This is a genomic window from Sphingomonas sp., assembly GCF_048595155.1.
Classification (GTDB): domain Bacteria; phylum Pseudomonadota; class Alphaproteobacteria; order Sphingomonadales; family Sphingomonadaceae; genus Sphingomonas_I.
This window is the reverse complement of record NZ_JBMDXN010000101.1, coordinates 1-17,870: the sequence shown is the minus strand read 5'-3', so window position 1 is coordinate 17,870 and position 17,870 is coordinate 1. Positions and strand designations below refer to the sequence as shown.

Genomic DNA, 17,870 nt, shown 5'->3' with positions numbered 1-17,870 from the left:
GACCGCCGCATGATCCCAGCCGGCCCTCTGCCAGCCCGCCCGATCGGACGGGTCGATGCGCGTCAATCAAGCTGCGCCAGGTGCACCCACCCGATCACTCCGCAGGCGCCGCGACCATCTGCCCACGGCTCGCCCACTTTTGCTTGAGCACCTTGTAGGGCTCGGTGAAGGTATAGTGCATCGTTTCCCAGATCGTCATGCGACGCCCACCTTCCTGGCCCAGCAATTCCGCCTCGCCATCCTTGCACGTTCCGTGCAGACGATCGATGAAGATCCACGTGCCCGAATAGTTGCTACGGGTGCTGTCATAATCCTGCGCATGATGCAGGCTGTGATGTTCGGTCGTGTTGAAGATCTTGAACCACCAACGCGGCGTATTGAAGCGAATATTGCAGTGCTGATACTGGCTCACCGCGAGACCGAAGGCACCCGCCAGCAAGGCAGCACGCGGCAGGAAATCGAACAGTCCGCCAATGCCCAGACCGATCAGGAAGATTTCGACCGGGTTACCGACGCTTCCCTTTTGCACGTTCAGCTGGGTCAGGAAGTGGTGCGGCGCATGGGTAACCCACAGCGGATACCAATTATGCATCGCGCGATGCACCCAATATTGGAAATAATCGCCGATCAGAGAGATCAGGAACGCCTGGAGGAGCAATGGCATTCCCATGAACCAGGCAAATTTGGCGAGATCGAACGTATCCTGGAACCAGGTAATAATGACCTCGCTATTGATAGGCGCGAAGAAGACCCGGACGAACATCATCCCCATGCAGACGTAGAAGACGTCGCACGCCAGTTCCTTCCATGTATGCTGCCAGCTTTTGTAGCGCGGGCTGACCCACTCCATGCCCAGCATCATGAGCCGCACGCCGTAGCCGATCCACAGCGTCACGGAAGGCTTGATCCACGCCGCGGGGGCGTAATAATAAAAAGCGACAACGGCGAGCAGAAATGCCGGCTGGAAGTGGGTGAAGAACATCTGCTTCAGAGGGCCGCCCTGCACCCTCCCCAAATTGTCGAGCCCCACAGTGATCGGGGCGCTGACCATGTAGGACGGTTTCTCGACTGCGACAGTTCCGCTCATGTCAATCCCTAGATAGATGGCTAAAGGGCGGGAGATCTTGGCGGAGCTTTTAGCGGCTGAGCGCAATCCTGGCCTTAAGTCGTTTAACGTAGAGGGCAATTTGCCGGCTTGGTGGCAGAGTGAGTCTCCTCCAGCGGGTCCGGATTGCAGGCGCCGCGCGATCCGGCACCAGAGCGGGTGCGTGATTGCAGCCGCGAATTACGGCAGCGCGATCTGCTGCCAGCAGCAGCTATGATCATCAAATACAATGGCCACCGCAGCGCCTGCGACAACGATCATCGAAGCTCTTAATCCAACATGATCGCACCCGATCAGTCATTCCCAATATTATCGAGTCATCAACTTCTGCCCTGGTGGCGGATCAAGATTTACCATCTCTTTCAATCCCTCTACGTCAAACCACCCATATTGCAGCACGGCGGTGGTTCATAGCCTGCCTACTTCAACACGACATGACTCAGGAGCCGCAATGGCGGCCAGGCATCGGGAGGGGATGCGCACTGAGGTGCATGGCGTAGTGAAAAAAGGGGGACATGAATGACCAAGCGTACACAGACGCGGCTGCAGCTGCTTTCCGCGACATTTCTAGCAGGCATCATCACCGCACCGGCACAGGCGCAACAGCAGCCCACGCCCGAAGTGGTTGCGGAGGAAGCGCCAGGGTCCAACGAAATCGTCGTCACGGCGACGCGACGCTCGGTGTCGCTGCAGACCGCGCCGATCAACATCTCTGCGATCGGCGAGGCCGCGCTCGAGTCCAAGCGGCTCGATGATATCGGCGATATCGGCCTTTTCACGCCCGGCTTGACGGTACCGGAGACGGGGCCGCGGACCGCAAACAGCATCGTCATGCGCGGCATTACATCGGGCGGCCCGGGGGGCACCAACCGCAGCACGGCGGTGGGCGTCTATCTGGGCGAGATACCGCTGTATGTCGACTTCAAGTTCCTCGACATCAATCGGGTCGAAACCCTGCTCGGGCCGCAGGGAACACTCTATGGCCTCGGTACGCTTGCGGGCGCCATTCGCTACATTCCCAACCGTCCGAACTTCACCAATATCGAAGCCGAAGCGCACAGCCGCGTCTATGACGTGGCGCATAGCAGCGGCATCGGTACGGTGGTGGATGGCACGATCAACCTGCCGATCATCCAGGACAAGGTCGCGCTGCGCGTCACAGGCGGTTATTATTACGATCCGGGCTTTATCGATTCACCGTTTCTGGTGCGACAGCTCGGCGTTTCGCTGCCGCAGCCGAATTTCAACGATCCGGCAGCGGTGGCGGCCAACCTGCGCCGCGGCAAGGATCTGAACGATGAGAAGACCTACTCGGTCCGTGCCCAGTTGGGGTTCGACTTCGGTTGGTTGCGCCCGATCTTCAGCTATATCCGACAGGAAACGAAAACCCGCGGTACCCAGACGAACGGCGGTTACGGCGCGACCTATACGCTGAACCCGAATGGTGTCCCCTTCCCGGACGGCCAGTGCGTCTATGCCAATTGCCGCGGCGTATTGGGTACGGGCAAATATGAAAATGGCGCCCGCGTGGAACAGCCCTCCCGCCGGCAGCTCGATCTGTTCGCGGCAGAGATCACGGCTGATATTTTCGACATCGCACAGTTCGTATCGGCCACCGCCTACTCCAAGCAGAAACTGCACAGCCAGCAGGATATTGCCGACCTGCTGCTCGACCTCGATTATGACTATGAACTGTTCCCGGCCTTTGCCGGCACCACGACTTCGGACAGTGATCCCAAGCAGTTCAACCAGGAAGTTCGACTCGTCTCGACCCATGGCGGGCCGATCAACTGGCTCGTCGGCGGCTTTTACAACCATTATAAGAGCTACACTTTCGGGGCCGAGCGCATTCCCGGATTCCCCGAATTCGCAGCTGCCAACTCGACCGGGCCAGGCAGCCTCTACGGCACGCTCTACCGCGGTCTCGTCCGCCCGGACGGGCTGGAATATATCTCGTTCACCGATACCTACACCAAGGAATATGCAGCCTTCGGCGAAGCGACCTGGCACATCACGTCGAAGTTCCAGCTCACCGGCGGCGTGCGCTATTACAAGTACAAATCCTATATTTCTGGCGCGACCGACACACCGCTCCTGTCCGGGGGACGCCGACGTACACCTTATCCGCTGATCCAGTTCGACCCGTCGCGGATCCGCACCGGCTCCACCAAGGATGACGGCTTCGTCTACAAGGCGAACGCCTCTTATGAATTCAGTCCCGAGCTGTTCGGCTATGCCACCTATTCGACCGGCTACCGGATCGGCGGCGTCAACCGCGTCGCGCCCTGCATCCTTCCGCTGCCCCCGGGGCAGAATGTCTGCGCACTCCCCAACGAGCTGTCCTACGGACCCGACAAGACGAAGAATTACGAAGTCGGCATCCGCTTCAGCCTGTTGGATCGGATGCTGCAGGGCACGATCGATCTGTACAATATCGATTGGACGAACCTGCAGCTTGGCAGTCAGACGACCAATGGCGCAGTAGGCATCACCGCCAACGCCGGTGGCGCGCGCAGCCGCGGCGTCGAAGCGACATTGTCCTTCACCCGCGGCAAGTTCAGCCTATCCGGCAACTACACCTATCTGGACGCCAAGCTGACGAAAGACGCGCCTGGGTTGATCGGGGGCCTCAGCAAGCCCTTCGCCATTGCCGGTGCGGGCGATGCGTTCAAGGGAGATCGCCTGCCCGGCTCGTCCCGGCATGCCGGCTCGATTACCGCGAGCTATTCGGTACCGAGGCCGGATAATGCGGATCTGAACTTCCTGTGGAGCACGGCGGCGCGCAGCAACACCTTCTCAACGACGGGGCTGCGCGGATATGGCGAAGCGATCCCCGGCTACTCCACCAGCCGCGCCTCAATCACTTACAAGAAGGCGCATTGGGAGGCATCGATCTTCTCCAACAACATCTTCAACAAATATGCAGTCTCCACCGTGTCCAATGATTACACGCTGGCACGCGCCAATGACGGTGTCCTGATCCGATCCTACGGCTATGGCGTTATCCAGCCGCGTACCATCGGCGGAGAAGTTCGCGTCCGCTTCTGAGGATATCGCGCTCGACCAGAGCTTTAATCCTGCATCTGCGCCGTCCTGTCACCTCGACAGGACGGCGTCTGTTTCCTACGGACGATCCGCGCCGACCGGTGGGAGCAGGCCGATGAGGCGACACGGCGGTATCCAGCAGAGGCCGGTGACGAAATGTGCTTAACTCCTGTCAGCATATCGTAAGGCGCTGGCTGGTAGCGCCGCACAATGAGCGGTGCGAGTGAAGGGGCCAGACGATGAGCGGGACCGGTAATGGCGATGATCAGGAGATTGATCAGGGACGCCGCCTGCTCCTGGGTGGCTTGGTCGCCGCCGGTGTCGCGGCAGCCAGTTCGTCCGGGTCTGCCGACGCAAAGCCGGCCGTTGCGGCACGGCCGGCGCCCGTAAACGACGCGGCCTTGCGAGCCCATATCGACACGATCGTCGTGATCTACGCGGAAAACCGCAGCTTCAATAACCTCTTTCCCGAATTTCCCGGCTTGCAACAGCCGCTCTCCGGCGTGCCGCGGGCGCGGACCTTACAGCGCGACCGCGACGGTCGCGTGCTCGATCATCTGCCCAAGATCTGGGAGGGACTGGTGCCGACCAAGCAGGTGGTCGAGCATCGCGAATATCAGATCGGGCCAGACGACCTGCCGCCTCTTCCCAACGCCCCCTTCCCGCTCCAGACGCCCGAAGGCGATCCGCTTCCGCATGGCCTGATTACCAGCGATCTGATCCACGCTTTCTATAACAATCAGCTTCAGATCAACGGCGGCAAGAATGACGGCTTCGTCGCATGGGGCGATACCGGCGCCCTTGTGATGGGCCATTATGCGGATGGGGCGGCCAATCTAAGGCTGTGGCAGATCGCGCGCGAATTCACGCTGTGCGACAATTTCTTCATGGGGGCGTTCGGCGGCTCCTACCTCAACCATCAATATCTGATCGCGGCACGCCCCCCTTACTACCCCAACGCTGACACGAGCGCGGCCAAAGGACGCATCACGATATTGGAGGGCAATGATCCGCGCGGCATTCGCCCGAAGCAGACGGACGCGTCTCCGAAGAGCGCGATGGGCGGTCCGGTCCGCTTCGTCCCGAATTCGATCACGCCCGATTTCTGGGCGGTCAATACGATGCTGCCCCCTTACGCGCCGACCTACAATCTCGACCCTGATCGGCCGGCTTATGCGGATGCGTCCAACGCACACACGCTCGTGCCGCAGCAGCATAAGACGATTGGCGATCTGCTGACGGCAAAGGGCGTCGACTGGGCCTGGTATGCGGGCGGCTGGGGTGCGGCCTTGGCGGGCAAGGGCCAGAATGGCGACTTCCCGTCGCGTCCCAATTTCCAGCCGCACCATCAGCCGTTCAACTATTTCACCCAGTTCGGGCCGGGCACGGCCGAGCGGGCCAAACGGCTGCGCGACGGCGGCCTGGGGGAGACGGCGCGCACCAACCTGTTTCTGGCTGACGCCGCGGCAGGCAGGCTACCGCCAGTGACCTTTTACAAGCCGCAAGGCGATCTCAACATGCACGCCGGCTATTCCGATGTGGATGCAGGGGATCGACACATATCCCGCGTGGTCGATGCGCTGCGCCGGAGCCCTCAGTGGGACAAGATGCTGATTGTCATCACGTTCGACGAGAATGGCGGATGGTGGGATCATGTAGCCCCGCCCAAAGGCGACCGCTGGGGCCCTGGCACGCGCATCCCGGCTGTGATCGTTTCCCCTCACGCCCGCCATGGTGAGGTCGATCACACGATCTACGACACCGGCTCCATCGCACGCTTCATCACGCGGCGATGGGGATTGGAAAAGCTGGCGGGGCTTGCTGAACGCGAACGCGCAATGACCGCGGCCGGCGGACCTGCGCCGGGTGACCTTACGGGTGCCCTGCGCTTACCTGCATGACGCCTGTCCTATCCGGCGCCGGCCCTGAATGACGACTTTGCGGTCGTTGCGGTTACCGCCGTAGCGCTTAACATAATTCCTGTAACCTGTTCGTGATCGACCTGCGGAACGGACCGGCGCACCCATCCGCAGGAGACTTCATGAACATCCTCAACGCTTCGCTGCACACGTCCGCACTTGGAATGTGCGCATTCCTGCTGGCGCCCCTGCCTACCCAAGCTGCGGCCGATGTCAGCCACACCAGAAGCATCCGTCAGGAACAGCGTCAGCAGGCGCGCCTGGAATGCCAGGGCCTCAGTAACAAATCGACGATCCTTTCGCTGCCCGGGTGGGGCGCCGGCCGGGTCGCGCCCGGGCCGATCGTGAAGGACAGTCCCCGCGAACAATGCATCCATGCACGACTTGCGCAGTTGCGCACGGGTGCGGCGCGATATTCGACGCTGGACTAGAAGCAGGCGCGATCTTGGGCGGGCATATTGTCCGCCCAAGATTGCGGTTGGCTGGCCTCCCTATCGCCGTGCCTGTCCACGGTGTAGGCAGGCCATCAAACCTCTTCGCCGATACCTGCGCAAAGATGATCGACCAGCGCCCGCAGCCGCCGCAGCCGTCGAAGATCGGCGTGGTACCCCAGGCGGATGTCCCGCCCAGGCGGCGCCTCCCCCAGGTCGACCCTGACCAGACCCAGACTATCTCCCAGGATTTGGGGCAGCACCGCAATGCCTGCGCCTTGCAGGCAGGCGACAGCCTGGACATCACGGCTGTTGCTTCGCACCGAGACGCGCGCTTGCGGCAGCCGGCTGCGCAACCAGGGCACGTCAGGCTGGGATTCAAGCGCGGCGTCCATCATGATCAGATGATGCCCTTCGCCGGCGGACGCCGTCTCCGGCACGCCCCGGCGTTCAAGATAGAAGGACGATGCGAACAGGGCATATCGGATATGCGTATATTTCCGCTGGACGACCTCCGGTTCTTCAAAGCGCGGCAACCGAAAGACCAAGTCTGCTTCGCGGCGATGCAGATCGACGATCCGTGAATCCGCCAACAATTCCACGGTCACCAGCGGGTGATCGAGCGTGAATGCCGCGACACGCGGTGCGAGGATCAGTCGGCAGAACCACTCGGATGCCGACAATCGCAACTGCCCCTGCACCCGATCTTCACTGCCGGCGAACTGACGCGCCAGCGCCAGCGCCTCCTCTTCCATCCGTTCGGCATGGAGAAACATCGTCTCTCCTTCGTCGGTCAGCCTGAAACCGGCTGCGCTACGTTGGAAGAGAGGGTAGCCAGACGCCTCTTCCAGCCTCCGGAGCTTACGGCCAGCCGTCGGCTGACTAAGACCGAGATCGCCCGCTGCAGCCGTTAAGGTGCCGCCCCGCGCCACGGCCAGAAACAGCCGCAGGTCGTCCCAATCCAGCTTCCGCAGGTTCATTCATATGTGAATAGTGTATATTCAGGATTGGATCTACTAACAACATTTTGCATGCCCCAATTGAGACGAACTGAGCGGCATCTTCCACTCGCCGCCCGAAGCGAGGCAGATCATGAGAGCTATTGGATTTTACGCGCCCGGATCAATCGACCGTGAGGATGCGCTGGTCGATATCGCATTGCCCGATCCTTCTCCTGGACCACACGATGTGTTGGTGCGCATCAAGGCCGTCTCGGTCAATCCGGCCGACACCAAAGTCCGCGCCGGCTCCGCCCCGCCAGCGGGCACCGCGCGTATTCTGGGATATGACGCCGCCGGAATCGTCGAAGCAGTCGGTCAGGACGTGTCCCTGTTCCAACCCGGCGACGAGGTTTTCTATGCAGGCGATATTACGCGTCCAGGAACCAATGCGGAGTTGCACCTGGTGGATGAGAGGATCGTCGGGTCCAAGCCGCGATCGCTGGATTGGGGAGCCGCCGCAGCCCTCCCGCTTACGGCTATCACCGCTTGGGAAACCTTGTTCGACAGGCTGGACGTCACCCGCCCAGTTCCAGGTGTGCACGCGCTGCTGATCATCGGCGGTGCCGGCGGCGTTGGCTCCATAGCGATCCAGCTTGCCAAGGCGCTGACCGACCTGCCAGTAATCGCCACCGCCTCGCGACCGGAAACCCGCGATTGGGTGCGCAAGCTAGGCGCCGATCATGTCGTCGATCATCGCCAACCGCTTGCTGGCCAGATCGCCGCCCTCGACCTAGGGGCGCCGGGCTTTGTCTTCTCGACCACTCACACCGTCGATCATCTGCCGGAGATCGCGCAGCTTATCGCGCCCCAAGGCAGGCTCGCGATTATCGACGATCCGAAGACCCTCGACATCGCGCCGTTGAAGTCGAAAATGATCTCTACCCATTGGGAGTTCATGTTCGGCCGGCCAATGTATCAAACGTCCGACATGGACGCGCAGCACAAGCTGTTGAATGAAGTATCGCGTCTCGCAGACACGGGCCGGATCGTCAGCACCGTCACCGAACGTCGATCCCCAATCAACGCGGCGACACTGCGTGAGGCGCACGCGCTGGTCGAGAGCGAGACTGTACGTGGCAAGGTCGTTATCGAGGGCTGGGATTGAGGCGCCGACCCGAGGCCGGCCCCTCCGCTGGGGATGCTCGAAGGTCAGCGACGAGCCGATCTCACAAAGATCGGACTCGTCCTGGCTCACCAATGCATCCAGTAAAAACCCACTCAAATGATGTGAGCCTACGGAACAAAGTTCTCACTATATCGGAGCCAATTCTACTTGGCTTATCGGATCACCAAGCCCATCGTTGGTCGGAAGATGGCTATCGGTACAATCTGGCCTGCCTTGTAGGCATAGCACGTACGTGGCGTTTCGTTCCGTAACTTCGACACGGAAGCGGCAAGCCTATCTAGGTCATGGATCTTCAGCGGCCCAGCCTCCACGATTTCCTCGAAGATAGGATCCCTCCTTCAAAGGGCAGTCGCCATGCTGCAAATGGATGAGCAATCGTCTCCGAAATTACGCCACATCTGGCTGGAAGTGACAGGGCGCTGCAATCTTCAATGCACGCATTGCTACGCAGATAGCGGGCCCACTTCGGGGCATGGCATCATGTCTCAACAGGACTGGTTGCGCGTGATCGATGAAGCGGACGAACTTGCTGCCAGTTCAATACAATTCATAGGCGGCGAGCCGACACTGCACCCGAACTTTCTCCTGCTGCTCAGGCATGCTGCATCGAAGCGTGGGGCCGTCGAAGTGTATACGAATATGGTTAGCGTCAAAGACGAACATTGGTCTGGGTATCAAGATCTCGGTATTTCGCTGGCGACGAGCTTTTATGGTAGCGAAAGCAGCACGCATGACGCGATGACAAAACGCCGGGGGAGCCAATCCCGAACGCTCAAGAACATCGAAAGCGCAGTCGCCAGGGGTATACCGATCCGGGTAGCGATCATCAGTGAAGACGACGGGGACCAGAGCGAAAGCGCGACCGCAAATCTTCTGGCACAAGTCGGGGTGACGGATATCAGTTGGGATCGTGTTCGCGGCGTCGGACGCGGCTCTGGTATTCAGCCGGAGCCTCAGCTGGACGCACTATGCGGAAATTGTACTGCAGCCAGCGCCGCGGTTGCGCCGTCAGGCGACGTATTTCCGTGCATCTTTGCGCGTACCGCGAGCGTCGGGAATGTTCGCCAGAAGGGGCTCGCTGATGTCCTAGGCGGTTCATCGATGCGAGGCCGCATCGATGCATTACGCGATCACTTTGCCCGAAGGCCGCCGGTAATGCGCGGACAATGCACGCCCTGCGCGCCGGACTCCTGCAATCCCAACACCCCTCCGCCGCCCTGCAGGCCGCTCGAGCTCACCAAACCGTATGATCCTGGCAGGCCCCCGGACAAAATTCCGTTCGAGAAACTTCCTCTCCGCGAGAAAATCCCAACCAAAAGGGTTCCCAAGATAAAGCCGGAACATGATCAGCCCAATTGATCGACCGGCTTACAGACCCGCCTGCTGATCGCTGGCGACGTCAAGGAAATTGAGAGCCTTACCCGACCGTCCGAACGACGGCGCCTTCCGCGTCGCGTATGACGGTCTGTTCGACCTCCCAGACAATGCCGGGAAGGATCGGAACGCGATAGGTGCCGGTCGCGGGCTTTAGCGCTGCACGCAGCTGCTCGAGCGCGGCCGGATCGAGCTTGACACGCAAGCGGCCGTCATCCTCGCTCGCCGCAGCTGCCTCGCCGGGCGTGAACAGGATCGACTGATCGGAACCCACCAGCGAGAGGGGGCGGCCGAACGGCAGGCGCAGGGCGAGCGCCTGGAGCAGTTCCTCGATATGCCCCGCCCCCATGCGAATGATCGTCAGCGGCGACCGCAAGATCCGCTGCTGCCGCGACCAACCCAGCGCCGGCACGAACAACATGCCCATCGAGGATCCGTCCCGAGCCGTGCCAGCGTCCACCGCATCCCGTACGCCGGGCGCATCCAGCAGCGACGTCCGCGCGAGGTCCGTGGTCCAGAGCGGCATGTGCGGGCGTAGCGCATCAAGCAGTCCGCGCGTTTGCCAGTGCTTGCCCGCTTCCATCTCATCAAGGGTCAAGCCGACGATCTGGAGAAACTGCACCTTGCCATGCGGTGTATCGATCGCCGGCAATTCCGGATCGGTTATGAACGCCAAGGCCCGCAACTCGGTGGTTGTCTCGAGCGCGATAGGCCCGTTGATGTCCATCCATTCGCCGTCGCGCAAAACATTGCCTGATTTGAAGACATAGCGCGCCAAATTCTGCATCAGGCTGATCGCCCAGACCGGCGGCTCCTCGTCGGCCACGGCACAAACCAGCCGAAAGGTCAGTTCGAACCCCCAGCCGCTAACCTCGGCATCCTCGCTTTCCTTCGCGTACAGCTCGCTCAGGCCGTAGCTGACATAATGCCAGTGCGGCACAGGCTCGGTGCGCTTCCATACACTGATCCCATCGAGCGGATCGGGACCGCCGAGCATCCACTTGATCAGGGTGCCATAATGTTTGGGCTCCTGGCCCGGATAAACCCGGCCCAGCGCGGCGTCGATCGCCTCCCACCCCGGTGCCGCATCGTCGTCTGCATCATCTTCCGCCATGACGCGAAGCTATGGATTATGTTCGCGCCTGTCGAGACGTCCCGCTGGATGAAAGTGCCTGGCGACCTTCGTAGGGCGACCTCCGATTATCGCTGACCGCTCCGGCGCATCGGCATGGCGTCAATCGTCTCTTCGAGTAGCTTTGCCGAAAACGGCCGTTTGCCGCGCAGTTTCTCTCCTCCGTCCTTGCCGATCAGAATGGCGGAAAAGCTCTTCGCGGGAAGCCGATATTGTTGCCGAAGGGTCGCGGCCGCGTCGCGCGCGCCCGCAACTCGATCGCCGACCACCTCCACCAGGCTCAGGTCGCGCGCCTCTGCTCCGGCCTTCCAGCCATCAATGATATGGTGCTGTTCGATCAAGGCCGCATCCGTGTCGGACGGCGCGGTGATCAGAAGAACGCGCCGTTCCCATCGCATGTCGGCAATGGTGCTGGAGGTCGTCAGCATCATCGGCAACACCGCCATCAGGAGCCATGAGGTCATCGGCAGAAAACGTGTCGCGCAGGCCGCCGTTCCGGCTGCCTGAACGACCAGCTTCAAGGCAGCTGAGCGCTCGTTAAAGCCCCGGTTGATCGAAACATTCGATCAATGCCTCGGTCAATATCCTGACCTTGCGCGAGGGATGCTGACCGGGCGGCCGCACCACAAAAATCCCGGCGGGCGGAACCGGGTGGCGCGTCATGATCTCGACCAAGGCCCCGCTAGCGATATGGTCCGCCACCAGAGCATCGGGCAAATAAGCAATGCCGACACCATCCAAGGCGGGCGCGACGAGTGATACGCCATTATCCGCTTTGAACCGCCCAGTCGGGCGAACCGTGATAACCTTGTCGCCATCGACGAATTGCCAAGCCTCGGTGCCCTGCATGACGGCTTCGTGGTTGAGCAGTTCGTCCGGTGTTTCGGGCGCACCATGCGCGTCGATATAGGCGGGACTTGCAACCAGCTTGCCGAATATCGGGCCAACGCGCCGCGCGATCAGCGTGGAATCCTGAAGATGCCCCACCCGAATTGCGCAGTCATAACCTTCCGCGACAATATCCACGAACCGATCGGTATAGCTGGTGTGGATGTGCAGCTCCGGATGGTCTGCCGCCAGCTGGGATAATACCTTGGCGAAGTGCGTCGGCCCGAAGGACAGCGGCGCCGCGATCCGCAGGCGGCCGCGAAGCTCGCCCAGGGGAAGGATGGTCTCCTTCGCAAGATCGATCTCGCTGCAAACCCGGGCAGCGTGATCGCGAAACGTAGCGCCCGCCTCGGTCAAGGCCGCCCCGCGGGTCGTCCGCGCGAGCAACTGGACGCCCAGATCCTGTTCGAGCCGGGCAAGTCGCCGGCTGACAATCGATTTAGAAACACCAAGACGACGTGCCGCCGGTGTCACGCCGCCCGCATCAGCCACTTCCACAAAGGTGCGCAGTTCTTCGATATCCATTCCGCGTTCCCATTGCTGCGACACCGTGTGTCAGGGCGAAGGCCTACCGCATCACGAACCGCAATGGCACTGCCCAGCCCGACATCGTCGCGAGGGCGCATGTCTTTCAGCACGTTGACCTTCCATTATCGACAAGAGGGAAAGTTATGACCTTTCGCAACGGCCTAGCTTCGCTGCTCCGCCCCGAAGATTCCGTTCTCGTCCTGATCGATCATCAGGCTTTCCAGCTTGCGGGCCTTGGCAGCCATGAGCCCCAAGCGGTCGTCAACAACACGACGGCGTTGGCGAAGCTCGCTAAGGCTTTCAATGTGCCCACCATTCTCACGAGTGTGCTCGCTGAGCGTGGCGGCCTGCTCTTTAAGCAGATCACCGACATCTTCCCCGACAATGAAGTGATCGATCGCACCTGGGTAAATACCTGGGAGGACGAGAAGGTAGTGAATCTGGTGAAGGCTACCGGCCGCAAACAACTGATCATCGCGGGCCTGTGGACCGAAGTCTGCGTTGCCATGCCCGTTATCCAGGCGCTTGGTGAAGGCTGGGATGTCACCGTCATCACCGATGCTTCGGGCGGAGTCACAGTGGAGTCGCACGAAGTCGCCATTCAGCGGATGATCGCGGCGGGCGCGAACGTGATGACCTGGATGGCATTGGCGGGCGAATGGCAGCGCGATTGGGCGCGGACCGAGCATGTCGAAGCCTTGACCGAGATCTTCTATTCGCATCTCGGTGGTACCGGCATCGCCTATCTGTGGGAGCAACAGCTGCTCAACACGCCCGTCGAGAACAACGCGGCGTGAGCAGGGTAGTGGCACGTATCGGTGGCCCGCAGTAGCGAACATGCGCAACGCCGATACCTGTCACCCTCCTCTTTCTCTCAAGCTCACGCCGACCGCGCGGCGTCAGCCTTCTATCGATCGCAGCCTAAGCGATTATTTCGCCATCGACGACGGTGGCCCATGATCGCGCTGGACATCCCGTGGGCGCCAGAAATCGATCGGGCGTTGAACATGACCTGAAACGGAGACCGTACGTGGAAATCGGTGTTGATAGCTTCGTTGCCATTCTGCCAGATCCGGCAACAGGCAAGCCCCCCTCCCCGACCGACCGGATGGTGGATCTTCTTCGGGAAGTGCAGGTCGCCGATCAGGTTGGTCTCGATATATTCGGTATAGGCGAACATCATCGCGCCGAGTTTCTCGACTCCGCCCCTGCCGTCATTCTGGCAGCGGCTGCAGCCCGCACCAGCCGCATCCGGCTGACGAGCGCGGTCACGGTCCTGAGTGCCGTAGATCCCGTACGGACGTTCCAGGAGTTTGCTACCCTGGACCTCATTTCCGGCGGGCGGGCCGAGCTCGTCGTCGGCCGCGGATCGTTCGGCGAGGCCTTTCCCTTGTTTGGGTTTGACCCCCGCAACTATGATGCGTTGTTCGCCGAAAAGCTCGATCTGCTCCTGAAGCTACGCGACGGAACCCGCATCGAATGGTCCGGGCAGTTCCGCCCCCCGTTGCGCGGGGAAGGCGTTTATCCACGGCCTCAACAGGCCCGTCTTCCCATATGGACCGGCGTTGGCGGAACTCCACAATCCTTCGTGCGCGCGGGCACCCTCGGCCTGCCGCTCATGATCGCCATTATCGGTGGCACCTTCGAACGGTTCCGGCCGCTCGTCGATCTTTACCGCGAAGCCGGCGCGCATGCCGGACATGATCCCGCCAGTCTGAAAGTCGGCGTCCATGCCATGGGCTTCGTTGGCGACACTGATGAAGCGGCACGCAACGCATTTTTCCCCGGTTGGGCGCATCTGACTGGAACGGTGGGGCGTGAACGTGGCTGGTCGCCGCCGTCCCGCGCGCAGTTCGATCACATGGCGGGTCCGGAAGGCGCCTTTCTGATTGGAGAGCCAGTGACTGTCGCCAGGAAAATCCTGTCTGCCAGCGCCGCGCTCGGCGGCCTATCGCGCATCACCTTCCAGATGAGCACCGCATCGCTGGAGACCGTCGCCATGCAACGGTCGATCGAATTGCTGGGTAACGAAGTGGCTCCGATCGTGCGCTATGCAGCGGGCTGAGCCGGGGATCATGAACGACAAAAAGGCCGGCGAATTACTTCGCCGGCCAGTATGTTCGCAGGAGGAACATCGTGTCAGCGGCATGAAGCCGCCAAATTCCGTGCTCCTGATGCACCGGCGGGGCGCGATGGCGCCTCAGCATCAGCGATCTGAGCTGGCCGCCTGTTAGTTGGGTTGAACGTTGGATTGCGAGATTGGCGAACCGGGCGCCGTATATGGATCCCATAGGTTTGCGCGATTATCGACCGGCAGCTTCCGAGATCCGCCGGTTCACGCTCAGGCAGGCTATGGCTGTGGCGGCACAGCCGATCGGAACGATCAGCAGTGCAACCGAAAGACCATTGGCCACGCCTATCTCAGTCATGCGATCGCTGATCGCACCGACGAGCAACGGCCCGAGCGCGGGGCCCAGCAAGCCCGACGCGATCAGGGACAGGCTCGATGCGATGGCTTCATGTCCCGCGCCCGCGACCTTGTGAGCAGCGCCGAACGCGTAGGGCAGCGTGAACGCAAAGGCGAACATCGCCGGAGTCAGCAAGGCGATCGACACCACGTGGTGTGGTGCGAACAGCGCCGCTATCGTTGTGATTGTTGCGACCATGAAGGCCAGTGCCGGCGCACGCAGCAGCGAGGATCCGCCCGCACGAACCGCTGCGTCAAAGCCGCGCCCGCCCAGCAACGTGCCGACGATCCCCAGCCCGCCCTGGAGCAGGCCGAAAGCCAAGCCGGCTTGGGTTGCGGTGAGTGCGTGGGTGCGGATCAGGAAGGTTGCAGCGAAGGCATAGAAAGGCGCGGAGGCAAAACCGATGCTGACTGCGGCGATGAGGATCGCACGGAAGGCAGGCAAGGCGAGTAACGCGCGGCTGGACATGCCAAAAGCGGAAGTGTCCTTCGCGCGGACTGGGCGCCGCTCGGAGCCGGCTGCCACGAAGGCGATGATGCCTATGATCGCTCCTATCGCACCCGCGCCGAGCAATACGAAGCGCCACCCATAGGCTTCGCCCAGCGCTCCGCCCGCGCCAAAGCCGATCATCGTGCCCAGCGGAATGCCCATCGAAAAGATACCAAGCGCTAGCCCGCGTCGCTCCGGCCGGATACGGCGCGCTATAATCGCGTGGCTGGACGGTATCGCTCCTGCCTCGCCCAGCGCGACGCCGAAGCGGCTGGCGGCAAGCGTTGCAAAGCCCGTCGCCATACCGCCTAACGCGGTCATGGCACTCCAGATCATGGTGCAACCCAACAGCACGGCGCGTGGAGATCCCTGATCGGCGAGCCGCGCCATCGGCAAGGAAAGCAAGGCGTAGCAGACGGCGAAGGCGATGCCCGTTATCAACCCGATCTGGGTATCGCTGAGCAACAGTTCCGCCTTGATCGCTTCAGCCAGAATGAACGGCAGCATGCGATCGACCTGGGCGATCAAGCTGACCAGGAAGAGTGCACCCAGCAGGAAGACAGCCCTGCGCGCACCAAAGAAGCCTCCACGCTTCTGATCGCTACCATCGTCCAGTTGCGGGCCAGCGATCACGCTGGTCGTTGCCGTCTGAGTCATAAGGTTCGCTCCGGTTGGTGCAAAGGCTGCTGCGCGCCCGGGCGCTTCACTGGACATGCGTGACATTGCCCGGCGCCTCCGCTGCCGCGAACCACACCCCGGTGAGCATCTGCGACACCTCCCACAGCCGTGCCGCCACACCCTCATCGAGCGCTGCGGAGGGGATTTTCGATGCAGCGGGATAACCGCGCAGCTCCGCGAACCCATCAGGTCCATAATAGCCGCCCGGCTTCGCCTCCGGCGCAGTCGCCGCGAACAGCGTTGGCAACGCCCCTTGCGCCACCGGCTGGAAAAGAAAGGGGAAATAGGACCGGATGCGTCCCTGCAAACTTCGCGGCCCCGCGCCGTTATGAATGAGGTCGGTGCGTGAGATCCCTGGATGGGCGGCAATGCTTGTCACGCCCCATCCCTCTGCCACGCTGCGCCGCTGGAACTCGAAGGCGAACATCAGACACGCCAGTTTCGACTGGGCGTAACTTGCCATGGGATTATAGGTCCGCTCGGCCTGAAGATCATCGAAATCGATCTTCCCGCGCAGTGCGGCAATGCTGGATACCGACACCACCCGCGGGGCGGGGGCCTGGCGCAGGAGTGGCAGGAGCTGTGCGGTCAACGCCACATGGCCGAGGAAGTTGGTCCCCAGTTGCAGCTCGAACCCATCAGCCGTGACTTGCCGCTGCGGCGGCACCATCACCGCGGCGTTGTTGATCAGGATATCCAGTCGCTCGATCTGAACGGCCAAGCGGGCGGCACACTCCGCCACAGACGTCAGGCTCGCGAGGTCGCACCGCTCGAAGCGGACCTTCGCCCCCGGTACGTCACGCCGAATCTGCTCGACCGCCAGCACACCCTTGCGCAGATCCCGTCCCGCGATGATCGTTTCACAGCCTGCACGGGCCAGCGAAAGGGCATCCTCAAAGCCGAGACCGCCCGTGCCAGTGACAAGCGCAACGCGCCGATGTTGCGGGGGAATGTCGGACATTGTCCAACGTGTCATGGCGTTCATCTCCGTCGAAGTAAGTGAATGGCTTCGACGGCTAACCTATGGCCGGGCCGGGCAAGCTCCATGCCCGAACCCGGCGTTTTCGTGCCTGATCCTCTTAGTGGTCGCGATAATGCCCGATCATCGCGCTGTTGCTTGCGCCAATACTTCCTTGAACATCATGACATCGCGCTTTGGCGCTATCCCGAACGAGCGAGTATATTCGCGACTGAACTGTGAGACGCTTTCATAGCCGACATGATACGCCGCCTCGGACACGTTGGCCGTATCCGATAACATCAAGCGCCGCGCCTCCACCAAACGAAGCTGCTTTTGATACTGGACCGGCGTCATCGACGTCATCGTCTTGAAGTGATGGTGAAACGAAGACGGGCTCATCCGGGCAACCTCGGCCAGCTGCTCGACACGCAACGGCTTGTTGAAATTATCACGCACGAAGTGGATCGCCCTGGCCACCCGTTCGGCATGAGTTTCCGGAAGCGCGAGCTTGGCGATCTCGCCACCATGAGGTCCAGTCAGCAGCCAATAATGGATCTCCCGCATCATCGCCGGGAACAGCACGGGGATCGCATCGGGATTTCCCATCAGCCGCACCAGCCGGGTCAGACATTCGGCCAGTTGCTCGTCGACCTGCCCGACGAAAATGGAGGCGGTGGCGGCGGCGCTCGGCTTCGGCGACGTGGGAAGCTGCTGTATCAGCTCGC

General features: G+C 61.5%; 15 protein-coding genes. 7 read left to right on the top strand and 8 right to left on the bottom strand.

Annotated elements, in window-relative coordinates:
• Window positions 1-94 precede the first annotated feature (94 nt).
• A complete protein-coding gene (locus tag ACOJSI_RS15040; protein ID WP_420139111.1) occupies window positions 95-1,087 on the bottom strand; it encodes a sterol desaturase family protein in 993 nt (330 codons plus the stop codon).
• A 537-nt stretch (window positions 1,088-1,624) separates the two neighbouring features.
• Here ACOJSI_RS15040 and ACOJSI_RS15035 point away from each other — a divergent pair.
• From ACOJSI_RS15035 to ACOJSI_RS15025, 3 genes are all read left to right on the top strand, one after another.
• Window positions 1,625-4,153, top strand: a complete 2,529-nt coding sequence (locus ACOJSI_RS15035; RefSeq protein WP_420139110.1) for a TonB-dependent receptor — start codon at window positions 1,625-1,627, stop codon at window positions 4,151-4,153.
• A gap of 236 nt (window positions 4,154-4,389) precedes the next feature.
• Window positions 4,390-6,051, top strand: a complete 1,662-nt coding sequence (gene acpA, locus ACOJSI_RS15030; protein WP_420139109.1) for an acid phosphatase — start codon at window positions 4,390-4,392, stop codon at window positions 6,049-6,051.
• A gap of 140 nt (window positions 6,052-6,191) precedes the next feature.
• Complete coding sequence (locus ACOJSI_RS15025; protein ID WP_420139108.1) at window positions 6,192-6,500, top strand: hypothetical protein; 309 nt, start codon at window positions 6,192-6,194, stop codon at window positions 6,498-6,500.
• Between the two features lie 95 nt (window positions 6,501-6,595).
• Here ACOJSI_RS15025 and ACOJSI_RS15020 read toward each other — a convergent pair whose 3' ends face one another.
• The gene (locus ACOJSI_RS15020) at window positions 6,596-7,480 is read right to left on the bottom strand and encodes a LysR family transcriptional regulator (RefSeq protein WP_420139107.1); all 885 of its coding nucleotides are present in this window, start codon (window positions 7,478-7,480) and stop codon (window positions 6,596-6,598) included.
• 112 nt (window positions 7,481-7,592) lie between these two features.
• On the opposite strand from ACOJSI_RS15020, the gene ACOJSI_RS15015 reads away from it, so the two are divergent.
• Window positions 7,593-8,606, top strand: coding sequence for a zinc-binding alcohol dehydrogenase family protein (locus ACOJSI_RS15015; RefSeq protein WP_420139106.1), 1,014 nt, complete (start codon window positions 7,593-7,595; stop codon window positions 8,604-8,606).
• A 375-nt stretch (window positions 8,607-8,981) separates the two neighbouring features.
• The gene (locus tag ACOJSI_RS15010) at window positions 8,982-9,986 is read left to right on the top strand and encodes a radical SAM protein (protein WP_420139105.1); all 1,005 of its coding nucleotides are present in this window, start codon (window positions 8,982-8,984) and stop codon (window positions 9,984-9,986) included.
• 58 nt (window positions 9,987-10,044) lie between these two features.
• On the opposite strand, the gene ACOJSI_RS15005 is transcribed toward ACOJSI_RS15010, so the two are convergent.
• The 3 genes from ACOJSI_RS15005 to ACOJSI_RS14995 all read right to left on the bottom strand — a co-directional run bounded on the left by ACOJSI_RS15005 (window position 10,045) and on the right by ACOJSI_RS14995 (window position 12,546).
• Window positions 10,045-11,115 carry a suppressor of fused domain protein gene (locus ACOJSI_RS15005; protein ID WP_420139104.1) on the bottom strand — a complete coding sequence of 357 codons (1,071 nt, stop codon included), beginning with the start codon at window positions 11,113-11,115 and terminating at the stop codon, window positions 10,045-10,047.
• Between the two features lie 86 nt (window positions 11,116-11,201).
• Window positions 11,202-11,597 carry a DUF4174 domain-containing protein gene (locus ACOJSI_RS15000; protein WP_420139103.1) on the bottom strand — a complete coding sequence of 132 codons (396 nt, stop codon included), beginning with the start codon at window positions 11,595-11,597 and terminating at the stop codon, window positions 11,202-11,204.
• Window positions 11,598-11,670: 73 nt separating this feature from the next.
• Entirely contained in the window at window positions 11,671-12,546 is an 876-nt protein-coding gene (locus tag ACOJSI_RS14995; RefSeq protein WP_420139102.1) for a LysR family transcriptional regulator, read from the bottom strand.
• Window positions 12,547-12,692: 146 nt separating this feature from the next.
• On the opposite strand from ACOJSI_RS14995, the gene ACOJSI_RS14990 reads away from it, so the two are divergent.
• Entirely contained in the window at window positions 12,693-13,346 is a 654-nt protein-coding gene (locus ACOJSI_RS14990; RefSeq protein ID WP_420139101.1) for a hydrolase, read from the top strand.
• Between the two features lie 233 nt (window positions 13,347-13,579).
• Window positions 13,580-14,614, top strand: a complete 1,035-nt coding sequence (locus tag ACOJSI_RS14985) for an Atu2307/SP_0267 family LLM class monooxygenase (RefSeq protein WP_420139100.1) — start codon at window positions 13,580-13,582, stop codon at window positions 14,612-14,614.
• 238 nt (window positions 14,615-14,852) lie between these two features.
• Here ACOJSI_RS14985 and ACOJSI_RS14980 read toward each other — a convergent pair whose 3' ends face one another.
• The 3 genes from ACOJSI_RS14980 to ACOJSI_RS14970 form a co-directional block, all read right to left on the bottom strand.
• A complete protein-coding gene (locus tag ACOJSI_RS14980) occupies window positions 14,853-16,163 on the bottom strand; it encodes an MFS transporter (RefSeq protein ID WP_420139099.1) in 1,311 nt (436 codons plus the stop codon).
• A 46-nt stretch (window positions 16,164-16,209) separates the two neighbouring features.
• Window positions 16,210-17,160: an SDR family oxidoreductase gene (locus ACOJSI_RS14975; RefSeq protein WP_420139098.1), complete on the bottom strand. Its 951-nt coding sequence runs from the start codon at window positions 17,158-17,160 to the stop codon at window positions 16,210-16,212.
• A 126-nt stretch (window positions 17,161-17,286) separates the two neighbouring features.
• Window positions 17,287-17,870 (bottom strand): helix-turn-helix domain-containing protein (locus tag ACOJSI_RS14970; RefSeq protein WP_420139097.1); only part of this gene is annotated, 584 nt, incomplete at its 5' end.